Here is a 16,879-nt window from a genome sequence, read left to right on the forward strand (position 1 = left end):
TCGGAGTGACACCCAGCTTCTCCAGGATGAGCTTCTCGATCTCGTTGGCGAGGTCGGGGTTGTCCTTGAGGAAGTTGCGCGAGTTTTCCTTGCCCTGGCCGAGCTGGTCGCCCTCGTAGGTGTACCAGGCGCCGGCCTTGCGCACGAGACCAGCGTCGACGCCGACGTCGATCAGGCCACCCTCGCGGCTGATCCCCTTGCCGTACATGATGTCGAACTCCGCCTGCTTGAACGGCGGGGCGACCTTGTTCTTGACAACCTTGACGCGGGTCCGGTTGCCGACCATGTCGGTGCCGTCCTTGAGCGTCTCGATGCGGCGCACGTCGAGGCGGACGGAGGAGTAGAACTTCAGCGCGCGACCACCGGTCGTGGTCTCCGGCGAGCCGAACATCACGCCGATCTTCTCGCGGAGCTGGTTGATGAAGATCGCAGTCGTGTTGGAGTTGTTGAGCGCCCCCGTCATCTTGCGCAGCGCCTGGCTCATCAGGCGGGCCTGGAGGCCGACGTGGCTGTCGCCCATCTCGCCCTCGATCTCGGCCCGGGGCACGAGCGCGGCCACCGAGTCGATGACGATCAGGGACAGCGCACCCGAGCGGATGAGCATGTCGGCGATCTCGAGCGCCTGCTCACCGGAGTCGGGCTGGGACACCAGGAGGGCGTCGGTGTCGACGCCGAGGTTCTTGGCGTAGTCGGGGTCGAGCGCGTGCTCGGCGTCGATGAAGGCGACGATGCCGCCCGCGGCCTGCGCGCTGGCCACCGCGTGGAGGGCGACCGTCGTCTTTCCGGAGGACTCCGGACCGTAGATCTCCACGACCCGCCCGCGCGGCAGGCCGCCGAGGCCGAGGGCCACGTCGAGGGCGATCGACCCGGTGGGGATCACCTCGAGCGGGGCACGCGTCTCGTCGCCCAGCCGCATGACCGAACCCTTGCCGAACTGCTTCTCCACCTGTGCGAGCGCGGCATCGAGGGCCTTCTCGCGGTCTGCACCAGCCATTGCTGTGTCCCGTTCTCTCGTCGTGTGTGTAGGTACGTCTGCGACGCTAGGACGAGCCACCGACAGTCCCTGATCAGGACCCTCACCTGCTGTGGAGAACCTCGCCCACCGTCGTACCTGTGGACAGACAGTAGCCCGAACAGGTGTTCGACGACAGGTTCGGACGCGGCGTGTCGCGACCGTGTCGGAGCAGGTTCAGGAGGGCCGGTGCGTCAGCCGGCCCGCGACCACGACGGTCCCGGCCAGCAACGCCGCGAAGGCCGCGAGCGCGGGGAAGCCCAGCCCTCCCACGATGACGCCGGCGAGCGCTCCCCCGCCGGCCGCGGTGAGCGCCATCGCCATGTCGGACGTGCCCTGCACGTCGGTGCGCGCCTCGATCGGCGTGCGGTCGGCGATCACCGTCGACGCGGCCACCGTGGCGCACGACCAACCCAGTCCCAGGAGGAAGAGCCCGGTGAAGATCTGCCACGACGACCCCTCGGGCGAGAGCCCGCACAGCGCCAGCGACACCAGCAGGACCAGTCCCCCGGTCACCAGCACGGCACTGCGCCCGAGCCGGTCCGCAGCCCACCCGACGAGGGGCGAGAACGCGAACATGCCCAGCACGTGGATCGAGATCACGAACCCGATGACCTCCAGGTGCGCACCGCCGTGCTCCATGTGGAGCGGCGTCATGATCATCACAGTCACCATCGCGGCGTGCGCGCAGGCCATCGCCACGACCGCGGCCCCGACCGCCGGGACCTCGCGTACGACGGTGACGAAGCGCGCCCACGAGCGGCCTCTGGGCTCCGGACCGACGCTCGGCGTGATCCCGGCGGTCTCCTGCGCGAGCAGCAGGGGGTCGGGCCGCAGGCGCAGCCACACCCATCCGGCCGCCACGACGAGCACGACGGCGCCGATCGCGAAGCCGCCGGTGAGCTCGGGAATGCCGAGCGACCGGGCGGCCGCACCGCCGACACCGGTGAGGTTGGGTCCGGCGACCGCACCGATCGTCGTGGCCCACACCACCACCGACAGCGCCCGCGCCCGGTGCTCCTCACGGGCGAGATCCGTCGCGGCGTAGCGCGACCCGCTGTTGACCGCCGAGGTCGCACCCAGCAGCACAGCGCCGGCGAGCAGGACGAGCATCGAGTCGACGACTCCTGCGACCACGGCGAGCACCGCCCCGGTGGCGCCGGTGAGGTAGCCCAGCACGATGCCCGCGCGACGTCCCCGCCGACGCATCACCCGCGCCAGGCCGTACGCCGCCCCCGCAGTGCCGAGCACCTGGAAGGTCTGCGCCAGCCCGGCCAGCGTCTCGCTGCCGGAGATGTCGCGGGCCAGCAGGGAGGCGGTCGCGACGCCGATCGTGACGCCGACGGCACCGATCGCCTGCGAGACCACCAGGGTGCGGACGGTGTGGCGCTGGGCAGCCTCGACGTCGGGTCCGGCAGTGGCGCGGAGGCTCACTTCTCGGTGTCCGGGAGCTCGAGCTGGCGCCACACGGCGGCCCAGACCTGCTTGGGCGGGACGCCCGCGTCGAGGGCCTCCCGGGTGGTGCGGCCGTCGAGGTCACGGACGATGGTCAGCTCGGCCCAGGTGCGCGAGTAGGCGCGCCCCAGCACGTGGTCGAGGCGTGCCCAGAACTCGGTGTGCCTCATCCGCGCACCCCCGTGAGCTCGAGCCACGCCGCGTCCCCGAGGCCCTCCGACGCCCGGGCGTCGAGGTCGTAGGTGCGGACGGTCTCGCTCACGCCGCCCCCACATCGTGGAGGTGGTGCACGATGTCGTGGAGGTGGTAGCTGCCGAGCGTCTCGACGGTGAACGCGTCGCCGTTGGAGCGGATGCCGCGGCGTCCGCGGGTCGCGTCGGTGACGGTGGCGTAGACGCCGGCGACGGTGCCGGCGGCCCCGATCAGCTCGACGACCACCTCGGACGGGTCCTGGCCGGCGTAGTCGCGCTCGATCGCCGTCGCGTCCTGGTCCCAGTTGGCGAAGGTCGGCTCGTCCTCGTCGAGCATCAGCCGCACCCGCTGGGCGAAGATCTCGTGGACGTCACGCACGTGGCAGGCGTACTCGAGCGGCGACCAGACTTCCGGCGACGGCCGGGCCGACACGTCGGCCCGCGCGAGCACGTCGGACCACGTCATCGCCGTGTCGTGGAAGGCGCGCGGGAGGTCGGCCAGCGTCTGTGCGGACGGGTCGAAGCCGCAGTCGGGGCACGGGCGGTCCAGGACCCAGGTCCAGTCCTTGGTGTCGGGCACGATCCCGTCGGGTGCGGTGCTCATGCCCGACATCCAACCAGCCGCACCGGACACCACAATGGTCACCATGGACATCCGTCGCGCACTTCCCGCCGACCTGCCCGCGGTGGCCGCCATCTACGGCCGCGAGGCCCTCGAGGGGCACGCGACGTTCGACCTCGAGCCACGCCCGATGCACCTGTGGGAGGAGCCCCTGACCGCCTCCGGGCCGGGTGAGCACTTCCTGGTGGCCGAGGACGACGGCGCTGTCGTCGGCTACGCCACGTCGGGCCCCTACCGACCCAAGCCCGCCTATCTCCACACCCGCGAGAGCACGGTCTACGTCGCTCCCGACGGTCAGGGACGCGGCACCGGGCGCGCCCTGTACGACGTCCTGCTGCCGCTGCTGGCGGCCGACGGCGTACGCGCGGTCGTCGCCGGCGTCGCGCTGCCCAACCCCGCGAGCCTGGCCCTGCACCGGGCATGCGGCTTCGAGGAGGTCGGCACGATGCGGCAGGTCGGGCGCAAGTTCGACCGGTGGATCGACCTGACCTGGCTGCAGAAGCTCCTGGCCTGAGACCGGACGTGCGACTCAGGCCAGGCCGAGGTCGCGCGTGGAGACCTCGCGCATCTCGACCTTGCGCACCTTGCCGGTCACCGTCATCGGGAACTCCTCGACCACCATGACGTAGCGCGGGATCTTGTAGTGGGCAAGCTTGCCCGTGGCGAAGGCGCGCACCCCGTCGGCGTCCAGCGGCTCGGTCCCCGAGCGCATCCGCAGCCACGCGCACAGCTCCTCGCCGTACTTCGCGTCGGGGACGCCCACGACCTGCACGTCCTCGATGTCGGGGTGGGTGTAGAGGAACTCCTCGATCTCGCGGGGATAGATGTTCTCCCCGCCACGGATCACCATGTCCTTGATCCGGCCGGTGATCCGGAGGTAGCCCTCGTCGTCCATCACCCCGAGGTCGCCGGTGTGCATCCAGCCCTCGGCGTCGACCGCCTCGCGCGTCTTCTCCTCGTCCTGCCAGTAGCCGAGCATCACCGAGTAGCCGCGGGTGCAGAACTCTCCCGCCTCGCCGCGCGGCAGCGTGTCGCCGGTGACCGGGTCGACGATCTTGACCTCGAGGTGCGGGCTCACCTGCCCGACCGTCCCGACCTTGCGCTCCAGCGAGTCGTCGGTCCGCGTCTGCGTCGACACGGGGGACGTCTCGGTCATGCCGTAGGCGATCGTCATCTCGTCGACGCCCGCGTCGATGAGCTTGCGCATCATCTCCTCGGGGCACGGCGAGCCGGCCATGATGCCGGTGCGCACGGTCGAGAGGTCGTACGACGCCAGGTCGGGGAGGGCCCACTCGGCGATGAACATCGTCGGCACGCCGTAGAGCGACGTGCACCTCTCGTCGGTGACCGCGCGCAGGGTGAGCGAGGGGTCGAATCCGGGCGCCGGGATCACCATGGTCGCGCCGTGGGTGGTGCACGCGAGGTTGCCCATCACCATCCCGAAGCAGTGGTAGAAGGGCACCGGGATGCAGACCCGGTCCGCCTCGGTGTAGCGGCAGACCTCCCCGACGAGGTAGCCGTTGTTGAGGATGTTGCGGTGGCTCAGGGTCGCGCCCTTGGGGAAGCCCGTGGTGCCCGAGGTGTACTGGATGTTGATCGGGTCGTGCGGCTCCAGCGACGCCGACCGCTGCCGCAGCTCGTCCGGGCCGACGCCGTCACCGTCGGCCACGAGTCCGGCCCAGCTCGCCTCGTCGTCGAGGTAGACGACCCGCTCGAGCGCGGGGTTCTGCGCGGAGGTCTCCTCCACCATCGACCGGTAGTCGCTGGTCCGGAACGCCGTCGCGCTCACCAGCAGACGCATGCCGCTCTGGTTGACGACGTAGGCGAGCTCGTGGGTGCGGTAGGACGGGTTGACGTTGACGAGGATCGCGCCGACCTTCGCGGTCGCGAGCTGCACGAGGGTCCACTCGGCACTGTTGGGTCCCCAGATCCCGACGCGGTCGCCCTTCGCGATGCCGGCGCCGATGAGGCCGCGCGCGAGCGCGTCGACGTCGCGGTCGAGCTCGGCCCAGGTCCACCGCCTCCCGGTCGTGCACTCGACCAGTGCCTCCCGGTCGGCGTACGACGCCACCGTCCGCTCGAAGCTCGCACCGATCGTCTCCTCGAGCAGCGCCGGAGTGGTCACGCCCTGGGCGTAGGAGTCCATGCCCGGCAACCTACGTCGCGCCGGAGCGACGCCGCCAGAGGCGCCTCGCTCGGGGGGCGCCCGGCATGCCGTGTCGGGCTGCGATCCTCAGGTGAGCAGCAGCTTGTCGAGCCGGCGTCGTACGACGAGCAGGCCGAGGACTCCCATCACGACGAGGTAGCCGACCGAGACCGCCGACTCCCAGGTCACGACCCCGGTCGTGAGCTCGCGGCACAGCACCACGCCGCGGTAGAGCGGGGTCGCCTCCACGATCCACCGCAGCACCCCGTCACCGAAGGCCTCGACGGGGAAGAACGTCGCGGAGAAGAGGAAGAGCGGCATCTGGGCCAGCGTGATCTTGTCGAAGTCCTGCCAGGACTTCATCCACGTCGTCAGGGCCATGCAGACGGCCGAGAACGCGAACGCGATCAGGACCGCCGCCGGCAGCGCCAGCACGGCCCACCACGACTCGACGAGCCCCATCGCGACCATCACGACGAGGAAGGCCGCGGAGTAGACCGACCCGCGCAGCAGCCCCCAGGTGATCTCACCGCGCGCAATGTCGCCCGTGGTGAGCGGGGTGGCAAGCATCTGGTCGTAGAGCTTCTCGTACTTAAGCTTGAAGAAGACGTTGAAGGTCGAGTCGAGCAGCGCGCCGTTGAAGGCGGATGTGGCCAGCATCGCCGGTGCCACGAAGGCGGCGTAGGGGATCGCCTCGCCGTGGAACTCGAAGGTGTCGATGAGCTGGCCGACCCCGATGCCGATGGAGAAGAGGTAGAGGAGCGGCTCGAGGAAGCCGGTGAGGAAGAGCTTCCAGGCCGCCTTGTAGACGACGAAGTTGCGCAGGACCAGCAGGCGGGCGGCACCCACCGTGGTCAGCGGTGCGGGGATCGCGGTCACGAGGGCCATCTCAGACCTCCAGCCGCTTGTCGAGCCCCGTGACGGCCCAGCGCCAGCCGATCACGGAGAGGACGAGGAGCACGCAGGTGTTGAGCGCGGCGAGCGGCCAGTCGACGGTGTCGAGGCAGAACATCCGCGACAGCGAGACCCCGTGCCACAACGGCGTCAGCCGCGCGACCCACTCGAGCACCGGCCCGAGGTTGGAGATCGGGAAGAACGCGCCGGAGAAGAGGGTCAGCGGCAGCACGCCGAGCCGGAAGAGCAAGCCGAAGCCCTCCTCCGACCTGAGCCGCGCGGAGTAGCCGAAGACCAGCGTCGCGAAGGCCGTGCCGACCAGCACCTGGGAGAGCCACGCCAGGATCGGCCCCCACCAGGTCTCGAACACCCCGAAGGGCGCGAGCACGAGCATGAAGACCGCGCACGCCGAGGCGACCCGGAACAGCACGAAGCCGAGGAACGCGTTGACCAGGTCACGCACCGCGAGCGGCGTCGCGAGCTGGGCGAAGAACGTCTTGTGCCACTTGATGGCGCCCATGACGGGGTAGGTCGTCTCACTGACCGCCAGCGTCATCGCGTGCGCGGCCACGAGCCCGGGCACGATGAAGGCGAGGTAGGAGGTGGCGCCCTCGAGCTTGTCGGGGTCGGCCTCGATGAAGCCGCCGAGCAGGACTCCCATCGCGACGACGTAGAAGAGCGGCGTCGCGAACGAGCTCACCACTCCCCCGCGCCACGTGCGCTTGTAGACGGTCAGCCAGTAGTCGTACTGCCGGGTCATGCCCTCGCGGACCGAGAGCGCTGCCGTGGGCGCGGTCGCCGGCCGTGTCGTGGTCGCCATCAGTCCGCCAGGCTCCGGCCGGTGAGGCGCAGGAAGACGTCCTCCAGCGTGGAGCGGCGCACGAGGGTGGCGATCGGGTGCAGCCCCCGCTCCAACACGGCGGTGACGACCTCCTCGCCGTGGTCGCTGTAGACGAGCAGCCGGTCTGGCAGGACCTCGACGCGCTCGCCGAGGTCGGCCACCTTCTCGGCCAGCGCGTCGTGCTCGCCCACGCCGAAGCGGAGCTCGGCGACCTCGCGGGTCGAGTGGGTGTCGATGAGCTCGCGGGGCGAGCCCTCGGCGGCGATCACGCCCTTGTCCATGACCACGAGCCGGTCGCAGAGCTGCTCGGCCTCGTCCATGTAGTGGGTGGTGATCACGAGGGTCACGCCGGCCTGCTTGAGCCGGAAGAGCTGGTCCCACAGCACGTGGCGCGCCTGCGGGTCGAGGCCGGTGGTCGGCTCGTCGAGCAGCAGCACCTCGGGGTTGTTGATGAGGCTGCGGGCGATGGTGAGGCGCCGCTTCATGCCACCGGAGAGGTCCTCGACCTTCGCCTTGGCCTTCTCGGTGATCTGGGCGAACTCGAGCAGCTCGTGGGCACGGGCGCGGCAGGTGGCGCGGTCGATGCCGAAGTAGCGGCCGTAGATGTAGAGGTTGTCGAAGACGTTGAGCTCGTTGTCGAGGGTGTCCTCCTGTGGGCAGACGCCCAGGCGACCGCGGATGGCGGGACCGTCGGTGGCCGGGTCCATGCCGAGGATGCGCAGCTCGCCGGAGGTCACCGGGCTCACCGACGCGATCATCCGCATCGTGCTCGACTTGCCCGCGCCGTTGGGGCCGAGGAACCCGAAGGCCTCGCCCTTGCGGACGTCGACGTCGATGCCCTTCACCGCTTCGAAGTCCCCGAAGGACTTGCGGAGCCCCCGGGCCGAGATCATCGATTCCGTCACGGTCGCCGACACTAGATCAGGCCGACGACAACGCGGTAACAATTACTCCTCGACCGGCCGAGGGCCCCACTGCTGGACGTACGTCGCGTGCTGGCGCGAGCCGTCGCGGAAGTCGTAGGGCAGGGTCGGCACCAGGTCGCCGGCCGAGTCCTCGATGGCGATCGTGACCACGTCGACCGGGGCCAGGTCGCTGCGCCACACGATCGCGGCGACCTCGTCGGCGAGGCCGGTGTCGCCGACGCCGGCGGAGAAGAGCTCGAGGTTGACGGTGTCTCCGTTGGTGGGCGACGAGCCGTACTTCTCGAGGGTGCGGATCCGCTCCACGTCCGCGAGCTGCTCCACCTGGGAGCGTACGGCGGCCAGCTCCGCCTCGCAGTCGCCACAGCCGGGGGCGGTGCTCGACGTGTCCTGGCCCGTCGGCTCGTCCGCGCCCGCGCCACCTCCGTCGGACGCCGTGCACGCCGAGACGAACAGGACGGCGGACAGCAGGGCCACCAGGGTCGTGACTCGCAGCATGGTCATCCTCGGGTGATCTGGTAGGTCTGGACGTCGGTGACGGTCCCGCCACCGAGGTAGCCATCCTCCTGCATCTGCCTGATCTGGTCCTGGATGGACCCGTTGGTCGACGCGTCCGCGGCGGCTGCGCCCTGGACGTAGTGGTCGATGGCGTGGTTGTCGCCGACGTCGCTGCTGCCCTCGTCGAACTTCACGGTGGTCCGGTTGGGCTGGTCGGGGTTGTCCTCGCCGTCGAGCAAGGGGACGGCGTCCCCGCGGTTCTCGAGGTGGATGGCGCTGGTGCCCGCCGGCAGGTCGGGCACCTGCGCGGTCGGCGCTCCGGCCGTGACGACGTGCTGGACGTTGAAGTGGCGCGTGAAGTCGGGGTCGGCCGCGAGCGACGTGGAGACCATGCCGCCCTGGGAGTGGCCGACGAGCATGACGTCCTTGCCCTCCAGGCCGGCGTCGAGCATCGCCTGCTGGATGCCTCGGCCGTAGGCGGAGTCCATGCCACCGATGAGCTGGTAGTTGGTCTCCATGTCGCGCGCGTGCTCGCCGTCCTGCGGGATCGGGCTCAGGTCGTCGGTGCCGGGGATGTAGACGACGTAGCGCTCCTGGCCGTTCTCGACGATGCGCTGGATCTGGATCGCGCCGTGACGGCTGGGGTCCTCCTGGTCGAGCTTGTTGGCGTCGTTGAGCGACTGCATCAGGTCGGCCAGGGAGCCCGGCGCGTGCTGCTGGTTGAGCGACGGGTCGATGCCGCCCAGCTGGTTGACGTCGAAGTCGGTGTCGTTGCCGAGCAGCAGTGCCAGCAACCTGGCCGCGTCGTTGGTGGTCGCCTGGTCGATGGGGCCGTCGCCCGGGTTGAGCAGGCCGAGGCCCGGCACGAGGGACTCCAGGAGCCCTCCCCCGCCGTTGATGAGGTGCTGGGCGACCTCCGGGTGGTCGTGGAGGAACTGGCCGAGGTCCTCGGCGATCTGCGCCTTGAGCGCCTCCTGCTCATCCGGTGACAGCGTGGAGTAGTAGGCGTAGGTGAGGCCGCCCGCCGCGAGCAGCGCTGGCAGGGAGACGATGGTCCCGACGAAGAGCAGCTTGCCGAGCGCGTTGTCGAGCATCTCCATGGCGTGCTGGGAGAGCGAGTCGCTGGCCTTGAAGGCCGCGACCACGGCTCGTACGCCGAGCGCGTCCGCCTCGATGCCGATGGCCCGCACGGTCAGGCCGTTGGCGCCGGTGGTGGCGTCGAGGACCTGGAGCTCGGCGTCGCCGAAGGACACCGGCGAGAGGATCGCCGACTCCAGCAGGTCGCCGTTGGCCATGATCTTCGCGCCGAGGCCGGCCATCTCGACGAAGTCGCCCGCCTGGCGCTCGTAGCGCTCGGCGAGGGCCAGCATCTGCTCGTAGCCCGCCTGGACGCCGTGGGAGCCTCCCGAGACCGACTCGATCGGAGGCAGGGTGCCGCTGGTCATGACGTCACCTCCGCGGCCCGGACGGCCAGCTCCCGGGGCAGGTCGACGGGGCTCCGGCGCTCGATGCGCACCATGTTCCAGCCGTCGCGCCTGAAGGGCGTGAGGGAGCGCCACCCGTCGTGGAAGAGCACCCACTCGACGATCCCGGCACCGGGACGGCCGCGTTCGCTGCGTCCCATCACGGCCGCGTGCAGCCGACCGCGCGACGTGCTCTCGAGCTGTTCGTGCCAGCGGCGTACGTCGGGGTCGTCGGCGGTCTCGAGCGTGGCGAGCGACTCGCCGGCGAGCGTCATCCCGGAGTAGTCGGACACCATCTGGTCGAGGAGCTCGAAACGGCGCCGCTGCACCGCCTCGCCGGTGGCGAGCAGCAGGTCCCACGGCGTCTCGACGACGTCGGGGATCGTCTCGTCGGTCAGGGCAGCGCTGAGCGTCCGGGTGTCGACGTAGGCCGCGCGACCGAGCTCCATCCACCAGTCGTCGGCCGAGAGCCACGACAGCTCGAAGGAATCGCCGTCACCGGTGGAGAGGCACACCACCCAGTCGTCGAGGTTGCGGTGCCAGCTGCGCACGCGGACCTTGCCTCGCCTCAGCGAGACCAGCATCTCGAGCTCGACCGCGAGGACCGGTGCGTGCCACACCGTGAGGACCGCGCGGCCCTCCTCGGTCGGCGTTGCGTCGGCGACGAGTCCGGCGGCGACGAGGACCTCGTCGAGGTCGGCCTCCGTCTCGTCCTCCGCCTCCGCGGGTGCGGCACCGTCGTCCGGCGTGCTCGGCGCCGTGTCCCGGCCCAGGGTGCCGAGGCGGTCGCCGAGGCTGTCGAGCGAACCCGTCGAGACGACCATCTGTGCGGCCGGCGACTCCACGTCGGCGAGGTCGGCGAGGCGGTCGACGGCCGCGCGGGAGAGGCGTACGCGCCGCGGGGTGACCGCGCGCTGCTCGACCTCGTTGCCCTGGGCGTCCAGCAGGATCACGCTCATCGTCCGCCTCCCGGCAGCTGGTCGGGCACGTCGAGCCAGTCCTTGTGGCCCTCGGGCGGCGGCTGGAAGGACGAGAGCATCTCGTCGATCGGGTCGGGGGTGACCTTCTTGATCAGGTCCATCGCCTTGTCGGCCAGGTCCGCGAGGCGGGACTTGGCGCCCTCGATGAGACCCCTGACGCGGTTGGCGATCTCGCGGATCAGGTCCTTGAGCCGGTCGACCTCGTCGGCGTGGTGGCGCAGGGCCTGCGCGGCGTCGTCGTGCTCGTCGGCGGTCCTGCGGAGCGCGACCGCCCGCTCGGCCATCCGCTCGCGCATCGCCTGCGCGGCCCGGCCCTCCCAGACGACGAGCTGCGACGCCTTGACGAGCTGGTCGGCGTCACCGCGGATCTCGGTGCCCTGCTCGCTCATCTGCGTGGCGAGGCGTCGGATGACTCCGGTGTCTCCATACATGTGCGTCTCCTTGACCCGAGGGCGCCGCCGTGGCGTACGGCCTTCAGATGCCCCGCCCGCGAGGGGCCCAAACCGGGCGGTCGCCGAGTGTGGACACGACCGACGACCAGCCCTGGGCCGCCCGCCTACGCTGGAGGCGTGAGCGACTCCGTCGTCGAGCCCGTGTCACCGCACGCGCCGGCGCTGACCGGCCCGGTGATGATGAACCAGAGCTGGCGCGACCTGACGTTCCTCCACTGGGCCGTCGACCCGGCCGAGGTCGCGCACCGGCTGCCACCCGGTGTCCGCCCGGACACCCTCGACGGGGTCACCTACGTGGGGCTGATCCCGTTCCGGATGGTCGACGCCGGTGTCGGTCGCGGCCCGGGTGTCCCGTGGCTCGGGTCTTTCCTCGAGACCAACGTCCGGCTCTACTCCGTCGACGAGACCGGCCGCCGCGGCATCGTGTTCCTCAGCCTCGACACCGACCGCGCCGCGGTGGTGCTGGGCGCCCGCGCAGCCTTCGGACTCCCCTACCGCTGGGCGCGGATGCGCTACGGCGTGAGCGGCGACGTGCACACGTACGACGCCCGGCTCCGCACCCCCGGCGCGCGGGCCACGAGCCACGTCGTGATCCGCGCCGGAGCACCTCGGGAGAGCACCGGGCTCGACGACTTCCTCAGCGCGCGGTGGGGACTCCACCAGCGCTGGTGGGGTCGCACGCTCCACGTCCCCAACCAGCACGAGGCCTGGCCGGTCCACGACGCCGAGGTGCTGGCCCTGGACGACGGCCTGATGGCGTCGGTGGGGTTGCCCGGCCTCGCCTCCCGTCCTCCGGACCACGTCGGCTTCAGCCCGGGAGTCTTCACGGAGTTCGGGTTCCCGGGGGACGCGGCGCGGGCGCGGGCGCCTCGACACACCTGAGTCCGCGTCCCTACCGGGACTGGCAGGTCATCGGCTGCGGGCTCTCCGTCGCCGCTGGCGCCGTCCTCGCCCAGGTGCGGCTCCGCGGCGCACGCATGGTCGTTCCGCTCGCGGCCGCGGCCGTCGTCGGGTTCTCGGTGCCGTGGACCTTCCATGCCGCCGCGACGGACGACAGCGGCCTGTTCATCGTGGGCCTGGTGATGCTGCTGGCGGGCGGGCTCATCGCCCTCACTGTCCTCCTGACGATCACCGCCGCGGTCCTCAGGCGTCGGCAGGGCCCCGAGTGACGTCAGGGTCGGACCGGGGCTGATCCCGATGGTGGGCGCGCGCCGGGCGGAGCAGGCTAGACCCACCAGCCACGCAACCGGAGGACCACCATGAACGACATTCGCGCCGCCTTCGCCCGTCAGGGCCTCGTGCGCTCCAGCGACACCGGGATCCTGGGCGGTGTCTGCGCCGGGATCGGCCGCCGCCTCGGCCTGACGCCCTGGATCGCCCGGCTGCTCTTCATGCTGCTGCTGATGGTCCTGCCGGGCAGCCAGCTGCTGATCTACCCGGTGCTGTGGATCCTGATGCCGGCCCAGGACAGCGTCGTCGTCGCCGTCAGCGCCACGAGAGATCGGTAGAAATGCCGATGCTCGCACCGGCCCGGCAGGGTCACACTCGGAGACATCACCCTGGGGAGGGACGAATGAGGCACACCATCCTGCGACGCAGCGCCCACGCCGACCAGCTCGAGGCCGAGGTGCGTGACGCGCGCTGCTGCGACGAGCTCGCGCGGTGCGACGGCTGCCGGGGCAAGCTCGACGAGGTCCGGGCCGCACGCCGTGACGCGGTGCTGCACTCGATCGCGTCCGTGCGCCCGCGACGCGCGCCGCACTGACGTGCGAAAAAACTTCTAGGGTCGATGTCGAAGAGCCTGCCGACCGTTCGACGTACGGGCGAGAAGAACTTCACCGACCACCTTCTAGGAGTGATCAGCAATGCCGCGTTTCATGGGATTCGTCAGGATGGAAGAGAACATCGGCACGCCCCCGCAGTCGCTCTTCGAGGCGATGGACGTCTACATCGGTGAGCGGGCCGCCGACGGCCGGTTCGTCGACGGCGGCGGGCTCTACGGCACCGAGGACGCCGTGAACTTCGTGGTCCGCAACGGCGAGGTCAGTCGCGTCGACGGCCCGTACGCCGAGGCCAAGGAGATCGTCGGCGGGTGGTCGATCCTGGAGTACGCCACCGTGGAGGAGGCCGTGGCCGACCAGCGGGAGTTCGCCGAGCTGCACGCCAAGCACTGGCCCGAGGTCACCGTCGTCTCGACCCTGCGCCAGATCTCCGACGGGCCCGAGGCGCCCGGCGCCTGATCGGGACTCACTACGCTGGCTCCGTGCCGGCAGGGAGCATGACGGACGACCCGACCGAGGCCGTCCGCGCCGCGTGGCGGGCCGACTCGGCCCGCCTCGTGGGCGCCCTCACCCGGATGACACGTGACGTCGAGCTCGCCGCCGACCTCGCGCAGGACGCACTGGTCGCCGCGCTGGAGCAGTGGCCCGCGACCGGCGTCCCGGACAACCCCACCGCGTGGTTGATGACCACGGCGAAGCGGCGCGCCGTCGACCACTTCCGGCGCGCCGACACCCTGCGCCGCAAGGTCGCGCAGATCGAGGACTCCCGCCGAGGAGAGGAGGCGCAGGTGCCCGACCTCGACAGCCAGGTCGACCACATCGAGGACGACGTCCTGCGCCTCGTCTTCCTGTCCTGCCACCCCAGCCTCAGCCCGGAGTCACGGGCCGCGCTGACCCTGCGTCTGGTCGGCGGGCTCACGACCAGCGAGATCGCCCGCGGCTTCCTCACCACCGAGGCCACCATGGGCCAGCGCATCTCGCGCGCCAAGAAGACGCTGTCGGAGGCTCGCGCGGAGTTCGAGCTGCCCACCGGCGAGGAGCGCAGCCGGCGCCTCGACGACGTCATGGCCGTCATCTACCTGATCTTCAACGAGGGCTACACCGCGACCGCGGGCGAGGACTGGATGCGCCGCGACCTCGCCGACGAGGCGACCAGGCTCGCGCGCATGCTCGCCGCACTGGCCCCCGGCGAGCCCGAGGTGCTCGGGCTGCAGGCGCTCCTGGAGCTCCAGGGCTCGCGGATGGACGCCCGGCTCGATGCCGACCGCGCCCCCGTCCTCCTGGAGGCGCAGGACCGGTCGCAGTGGGACCGGCTGATGATCCGGCGCGGGCTGGCCGCCCTGCGGCAGGCGGAGGCACTCGCCGCCCGCGGGACACCTGTCGGGAAGTACTTTCTGCAGGCCTCGATCGCCGCGCAGCACGCCGGCGCCGTACGTCCTGAGGACACCGACTGGCCCCGCATCGCAGCCCTGTACGACGTCCTCGCGCAGGCCGCGCCGGGGCCGGTCGTGGAGGTGAACCGGGCGGTCGCCCACGGGCGGGCCCACGGCCCGGACGCGGGGCTGGCGGTGCTGGACGCGGTGGACGCAGGTGCCCTCGGCGGGTCTCCGCTCGTGCCGAGCGTGCGGGGCGACCTGCTGGAGCGGGCCGGACTGCACGAGCAGGCCGGCGCGGCCTTCACCGATGCGGCCGCACGCACCCGGAACGCGGGCGAGCGGGCAGTCCTGCAACGCCGGGCGGCGGCGAACCTCGCACGCACCGCCGACAACTAACGCGCCCACGGCTGCGTCCCAGTCAGGAACGGCACCCCGCCGTCCCCCAGGTCGAGTGCGTCACCGCGCCCGACCCGACTCGAAGGCCACCCATGTCTGCTCGACGCCTGCTCGCCTCCGGCACCCTGGCGCTGCTCCTGCCCGCCTCCCTGCTCGTCCTGATGGAGCCCGGCTCGGCCGCCGACCCCGGCGACGTGACGGCGGAGAGCGTCTCGGTGCGCATCACGCCCACGCAGCGGGTCACGCTGGAGGCGCTCCCCCAGATCGTCCAGCAGGGCGGCCGGGTCGCCAGCCCGGACGCGGCGCGAGCGGCCGTCACCGCCACCATCCGTCCGGTGCGGGCAGGCCGCAAGGTCCTGCTCCAGGTCAGGCAGGGCGAGTCGTGGGAGACGGTCGTCACGGGACGGCAGGACGGCCGCGGGCGGGCCCAGTTCGCGGCCGCCGCATCGGTCGACGGACACGCTCTGGTCTACCGGGTGAGGGCCACGCCGGTGCGGGGCCTCCGGGCTCTCGTCAGCGCACCGGTGAGCACCGCGCGCTGGCTCGACCCGACGTTCACCGACGAGTTCACCGGCACCGACCTCGACCCGGTCTGGAACCACCGCGGTCGCGAGCACTGGAGCACGAGTCGTCGTACGTGCTCCAAGGGCGACCCGCGTGCGGTCTCGGTCGGAGGGGGCACCGTGCGGCTCAGCGTCATCACCGATCCCGACGCCACGACCAGGTGCAAGGTCCGCGGCCGCGACGCGTCGCCGGGCAGGTACGCCTACCGGCTCAGCGGGCACATCGGCACCCAGGGTGCCTACTCCTTCCGCTACGGCGTCGCGGCGGCGCGCGTGAAGTTCCAGCGGTTGCGCGGCCAGCACGGCGCCTTCTGGCTCCAGCCGGTCGACGGCATGTATCCCGGCGCCGCCGGCAGCGAGATCGACGTCGTGGAGTACTTCGGCGACCACCACCCGCAAGGTGGCCTGGCCACCTTCATGCACCGCTACGACGGCAAGCGCCGGATCTCGACGGGCGGCTGGATCCCACGCCAGGCGTCGTACCTCCGGAGCCGGCGCGACGGCTGGTCGAGGAACTACCACGTCTTCTCGGTGGAGTGGACGCCGCGCACGGTCGTCTTCCGCATCGACGGCCGGGAGACCGGTCGGATGGGCCGCGGCGTCTCCGACGTGCGTCAGTTCCCCATCCTGAGCCTCATCGCCGCGGACTACGAGATCCCGAAGATCGAGGAGCGCCGGCTCCCGCAGCACATGTACGTCGACTGGGTGCGCGTGTGGGAGACCGGCGCGATCCCGCCCGCCTAGGCTGGCGGCGTGAGCGACGTGCTGGACGACGGGCCGTTCTTCCACGGCACCAAGGCCGACCTCGCGGTGGGCGACCTGCTCACGGCGGGCAACCGGTCGAACTACCGGCCCGAGGTCGTGATGAACCACATCTACTTCACCGCGCTCGTCGACGGTGCCGGCCTCGCCGCCGAGCTCGCGGCGGGCGAGGGTGAGCCGCGGGTGTACGCCGTGGAGCCGACGGGGGCGTTCGAGGACGATCCGAACGTGACGGACAAGTTGTTCCCGGGGAACCCCACGCGGTCCTACCGCAGCGGGGACCCGCTCAGGATCGTCGGCGAGGTGACCGACTGGACCCGGCTGGCCCCCGAGGCGCTGCAGGCGTGGCGGGACCGGCTGGCGGCGCTTCTCTCGGACGAGCGCGGCGAGATCATCAACTGAGCCGCACCCCGTCCCTGCCGAGTACTGCTAGAGGCACGTCCGGTCGACGCTGCGGGGATCGTTGAGCGCACGAGTTCGGTAGGCCGGCTCGGATGCCACGCTCGCCCGCCACGGCACCCCGA

At 71.2% G+C, this 16,879-nt stretch carries 21 protein-coding genes; 9 read left to right on the top strand and 12 right to left on the bottom strand.

Annotation, left to right across the window (positions count from 1 at the left end; all coding sequences use genetic code 11):
- From recA to JWN97_RS11450, 4 genes are all read right to left on the bottom strand, one after another.
- A partial coding sequence (gene recA, locus JWN97_RS11435; RefSeq protein ID WP_297622581.1) for a recombinase RecA occupies window positions 1–994 on the bottom strand: 994 nt, incomplete at its 3' end.
- Window positions 995–1,189: 195 nt separating this feature from the next.
- Window positions 1,190–2,446: an MFS transporter gene (locus JWN97_RS11440; protein WP_297622584.1), complete on the bottom strand. Its 1,257-nt coding sequence runs from the start codon at window positions 2,444–2,446 to the stop codon at window positions 1,190–1,192.
- On the bottom strand, window positions 2,443–2,637 hold the full coding sequence (locus JWN97_RS11445; protein WP_297622586.1) for a DUF3046 domain-containing protein: 195 nt from the start codon (window positions 2,635–2,637) through the stop codon (window positions 2,443–2,445). Before JWN97_RS11445 ends, JWN97_RS11440 begins: the two co-directional genes overlap by 4 nt.
- Window positions 2,638–2,725: 88 nt before the next feature.
- Entirely contained in the window at window positions 2,726–3,262 is a 537-nt protein-coding gene (locus JWN97_RS11450) for a DinB family protein (RefSeq protein ID WP_297622588.1), read from the bottom strand.
- Between the two features lie 43 nt (window positions 3,263–3,305).
- On the opposite strand from JWN97_RS11450, the gene JWN97_RS11455 reads away from it, so the two are divergent.
- Window positions 3,306–3,794, top strand: coding sequence for a GNAT family N-acetyltransferase (locus tag JWN97_RS11455; protein WP_297622590.1), 489 nt, complete (start codon window positions 3,306–3,308; stop codon window positions 3,792–3,794).
- A 15-nt stretch (window positions 3,795–3,809) separates the two neighbouring features.
- On the opposite strand, the gene JWN97_RS11460 is transcribed toward JWN97_RS11455, so the two are convergent.
- The 8 genes from JWN97_RS11460 to JWN97_RS11495 all read right to left on the bottom strand — a co-directional run bounded on the left by JWN97_RS11460 (window position 3,810) and on the right by JWN97_RS11495 (window position 11,456).
- Window positions 3,810–5,426 (bottom strand): AMP-binding protein, encoded by a 1,617-nt coding sequence (locus JWN97_RS11460; protein WP_297622592.1) that lies wholly within the window; start codon window positions 5,424–5,426, stop codon window positions 3,810–3,812.
- A gap of 87 nt (window positions 5,427–5,513) precedes the next feature.
- Window positions 5,514–6,314, bottom strand: coding sequence for an ABC transporter permease (locus tag JWN97_RS11465; RefSeq protein ID WP_297622594.1), 801 nt, complete (start codon window positions 6,312–6,314; stop codon window positions 5,514–5,516).
- Window position 6,315: 1 nt separating this feature from the next.
- A complete protein-coding gene (locus JWN97_RS11470) occupies window positions 6,316–7,140 on the bottom strand; it encodes an ABC transporter permease (RefSeq protein WP_297622595.1) in 825 nt (274 codons plus the stop codon).
- Window positions 7,140–8,054, bottom strand: coding sequence for an ABC transporter ATP-binding protein (locus JWN97_RS11475; RefSeq protein WP_297622640.1), 915 nt, complete (start codon window positions 8,052–8,054; stop codon window positions 7,140–7,142). The genes JWN97_RS11470 and JWN97_RS11475 overlap by 1 nt, the downstream gene beginning before the upstream one ends.
- A 54-nt stretch (window positions 8,055–8,108) precedes the next feature.
- Window positions 8,109–8,582: a hypothetical protein gene (locus JWN97_RS11480; RefSeq protein WP_297622596.1), complete on the bottom strand. Its 474-nt coding sequence runs from the start codon at window positions 8,580–8,582 to the stop codon at window positions 8,109–8,111.
- Window positions 8,583–8,584: 2 nt separating this feature from the next.
- Complete coding sequence (locus JWN97_RS11485; RefSeq protein ID WP_297622598.1) at window positions 8,585–10,027, bottom strand: hypothetical protein; 1,443 nt, start codon at window positions 10,025–10,027, stop codon at window positions 8,585–8,587.
- Complete coding sequence (locus tag JWN97_RS11490) at window positions 10,024–11,004, bottom strand: hypothetical protein (RefSeq protein ID WP_297622599.1); 981 nt, start codon at window positions 11,002–11,004, stop codon at window positions 10,024–10,026. Before JWN97_RS11490 ends, JWN97_RS11485 begins: the two co-directional genes overlap by 4 nt.
- Complete coding sequence (locus JWN97_RS11495) at window positions 11,001–11,456, bottom strand: hypothetical protein (protein ID WP_297622600.1); 456 nt, start codon at window positions 11,454–11,456, stop codon at window positions 11,001–11,003. Before JWN97_RS11495 ends, JWN97_RS11490 begins: the two co-directional genes overlap by 4 nt.
- Window positions 11,457–11,594: 138 nt before the next feature.
- Here JWN97_RS11495 and JWN97_RS11500 point away from each other — a divergent pair, with 138 nt between their 5' ends.
- From JWN97_RS11500 to arr, 8 genes are all read left to right on the top strand, one after another.
- Window positions 11,595–12,359, top strand: a complete 765-nt coding sequence (locus JWN97_RS11500; RefSeq protein ID WP_297622602.1) for a DUF2071 domain-containing protein — start codon at window positions 11,595–11,597, stop codon at window positions 12,357–12,359.
- A 95-nt stretch (window positions 12,360–12,454) separates the two neighbouring features.
- The gene (locus JWN97_RS11505; RefSeq protein WP_297622604.1) at window positions 12,455–12,646 is read left to right on the top strand and encodes a hypothetical protein; all 192 of its coding nucleotides are present in this window, start codon (window positions 12,455–12,457) and stop codon (window positions 12,644–12,646) included.
- Window positions 12,647–12,736: 90 nt separating this feature from the next.
- Window positions 12,737–12,985, top strand: coding sequence for a PspC domain-containing protein (locus JWN97_RS11510; RefSeq protein ID WP_297622606.1), 249 nt, complete (start codon window positions 12,737–12,739; stop codon window positions 12,983–12,985).
- A gap of 65 nt (window positions 12,986–13,050) precedes the next feature.
- Window positions 13,051–13,242 carry a hypothetical protein gene (locus tag JWN97_RS11515; RefSeq protein WP_297622608.1) on the top strand — a complete coding sequence of 64 codons (192 nt, stop codon included), beginning with the start codon at window positions 13,051–13,053 and terminating at the stop codon, window positions 13,240–13,242.
- Window positions 13,243–13,369: 127 nt separating this feature from the next.
- Window positions 13,370–13,717 carry a YciI family protein gene (locus tag JWN97_RS11520; protein WP_297622610.1) on the top strand — a complete coding sequence of 116 codons (348 nt, stop codon included), beginning with the start codon at window positions 13,370–13,372 and terminating at the stop codon, window positions 13,715–13,717.
- 23 nt (window positions 13,718–13,740) lie between these two features.
- Entirely contained in the window at window positions 13,741–15,030 is a 1,290-nt protein-coding gene (locus JWN97_RS11525) for a sigma-70 family RNA polymerase sigma factor (RefSeq protein WP_297622612.1), read from the top strand.
- Window positions 15,031–15,122: 92 nt separating this feature from the next.
- Complete coding sequence (locus tag JWN97_RS11530) at window positions 15,123–16,337, top strand: glycoside hydrolase family 16 protein (RefSeq protein WP_297622614.1); 1,215 nt, start codon at window positions 15,123–15,125, stop codon at window positions 16,335–16,337.
- Window positions 16,338–16,346: 9 nt separating this feature from the next.
- Window positions 16,347–16,757, top strand: a complete 411-nt coding sequence (arr, locus tag JWN97_RS11535) for an NAD(+)--rifampin ADP-ribosyltransferase (RefSeq protein ID WP_297622616.1) — start codon at window positions 16,347–16,349, stop codon at window positions 16,755–16,757.
- The last annotated feature ends 122 nt before the right edge of the window (window positions 16,758–16,879 follow it).

It is taken from the genome of Nocardioides sp. (assembly GCF_025965415.1).
Taxonomy (GTDB): domain Bacteria; phylum Actinomycetota; class Actinomycetes; order Propionibacteriales; family Nocardioidaceae; genus Nocardioides.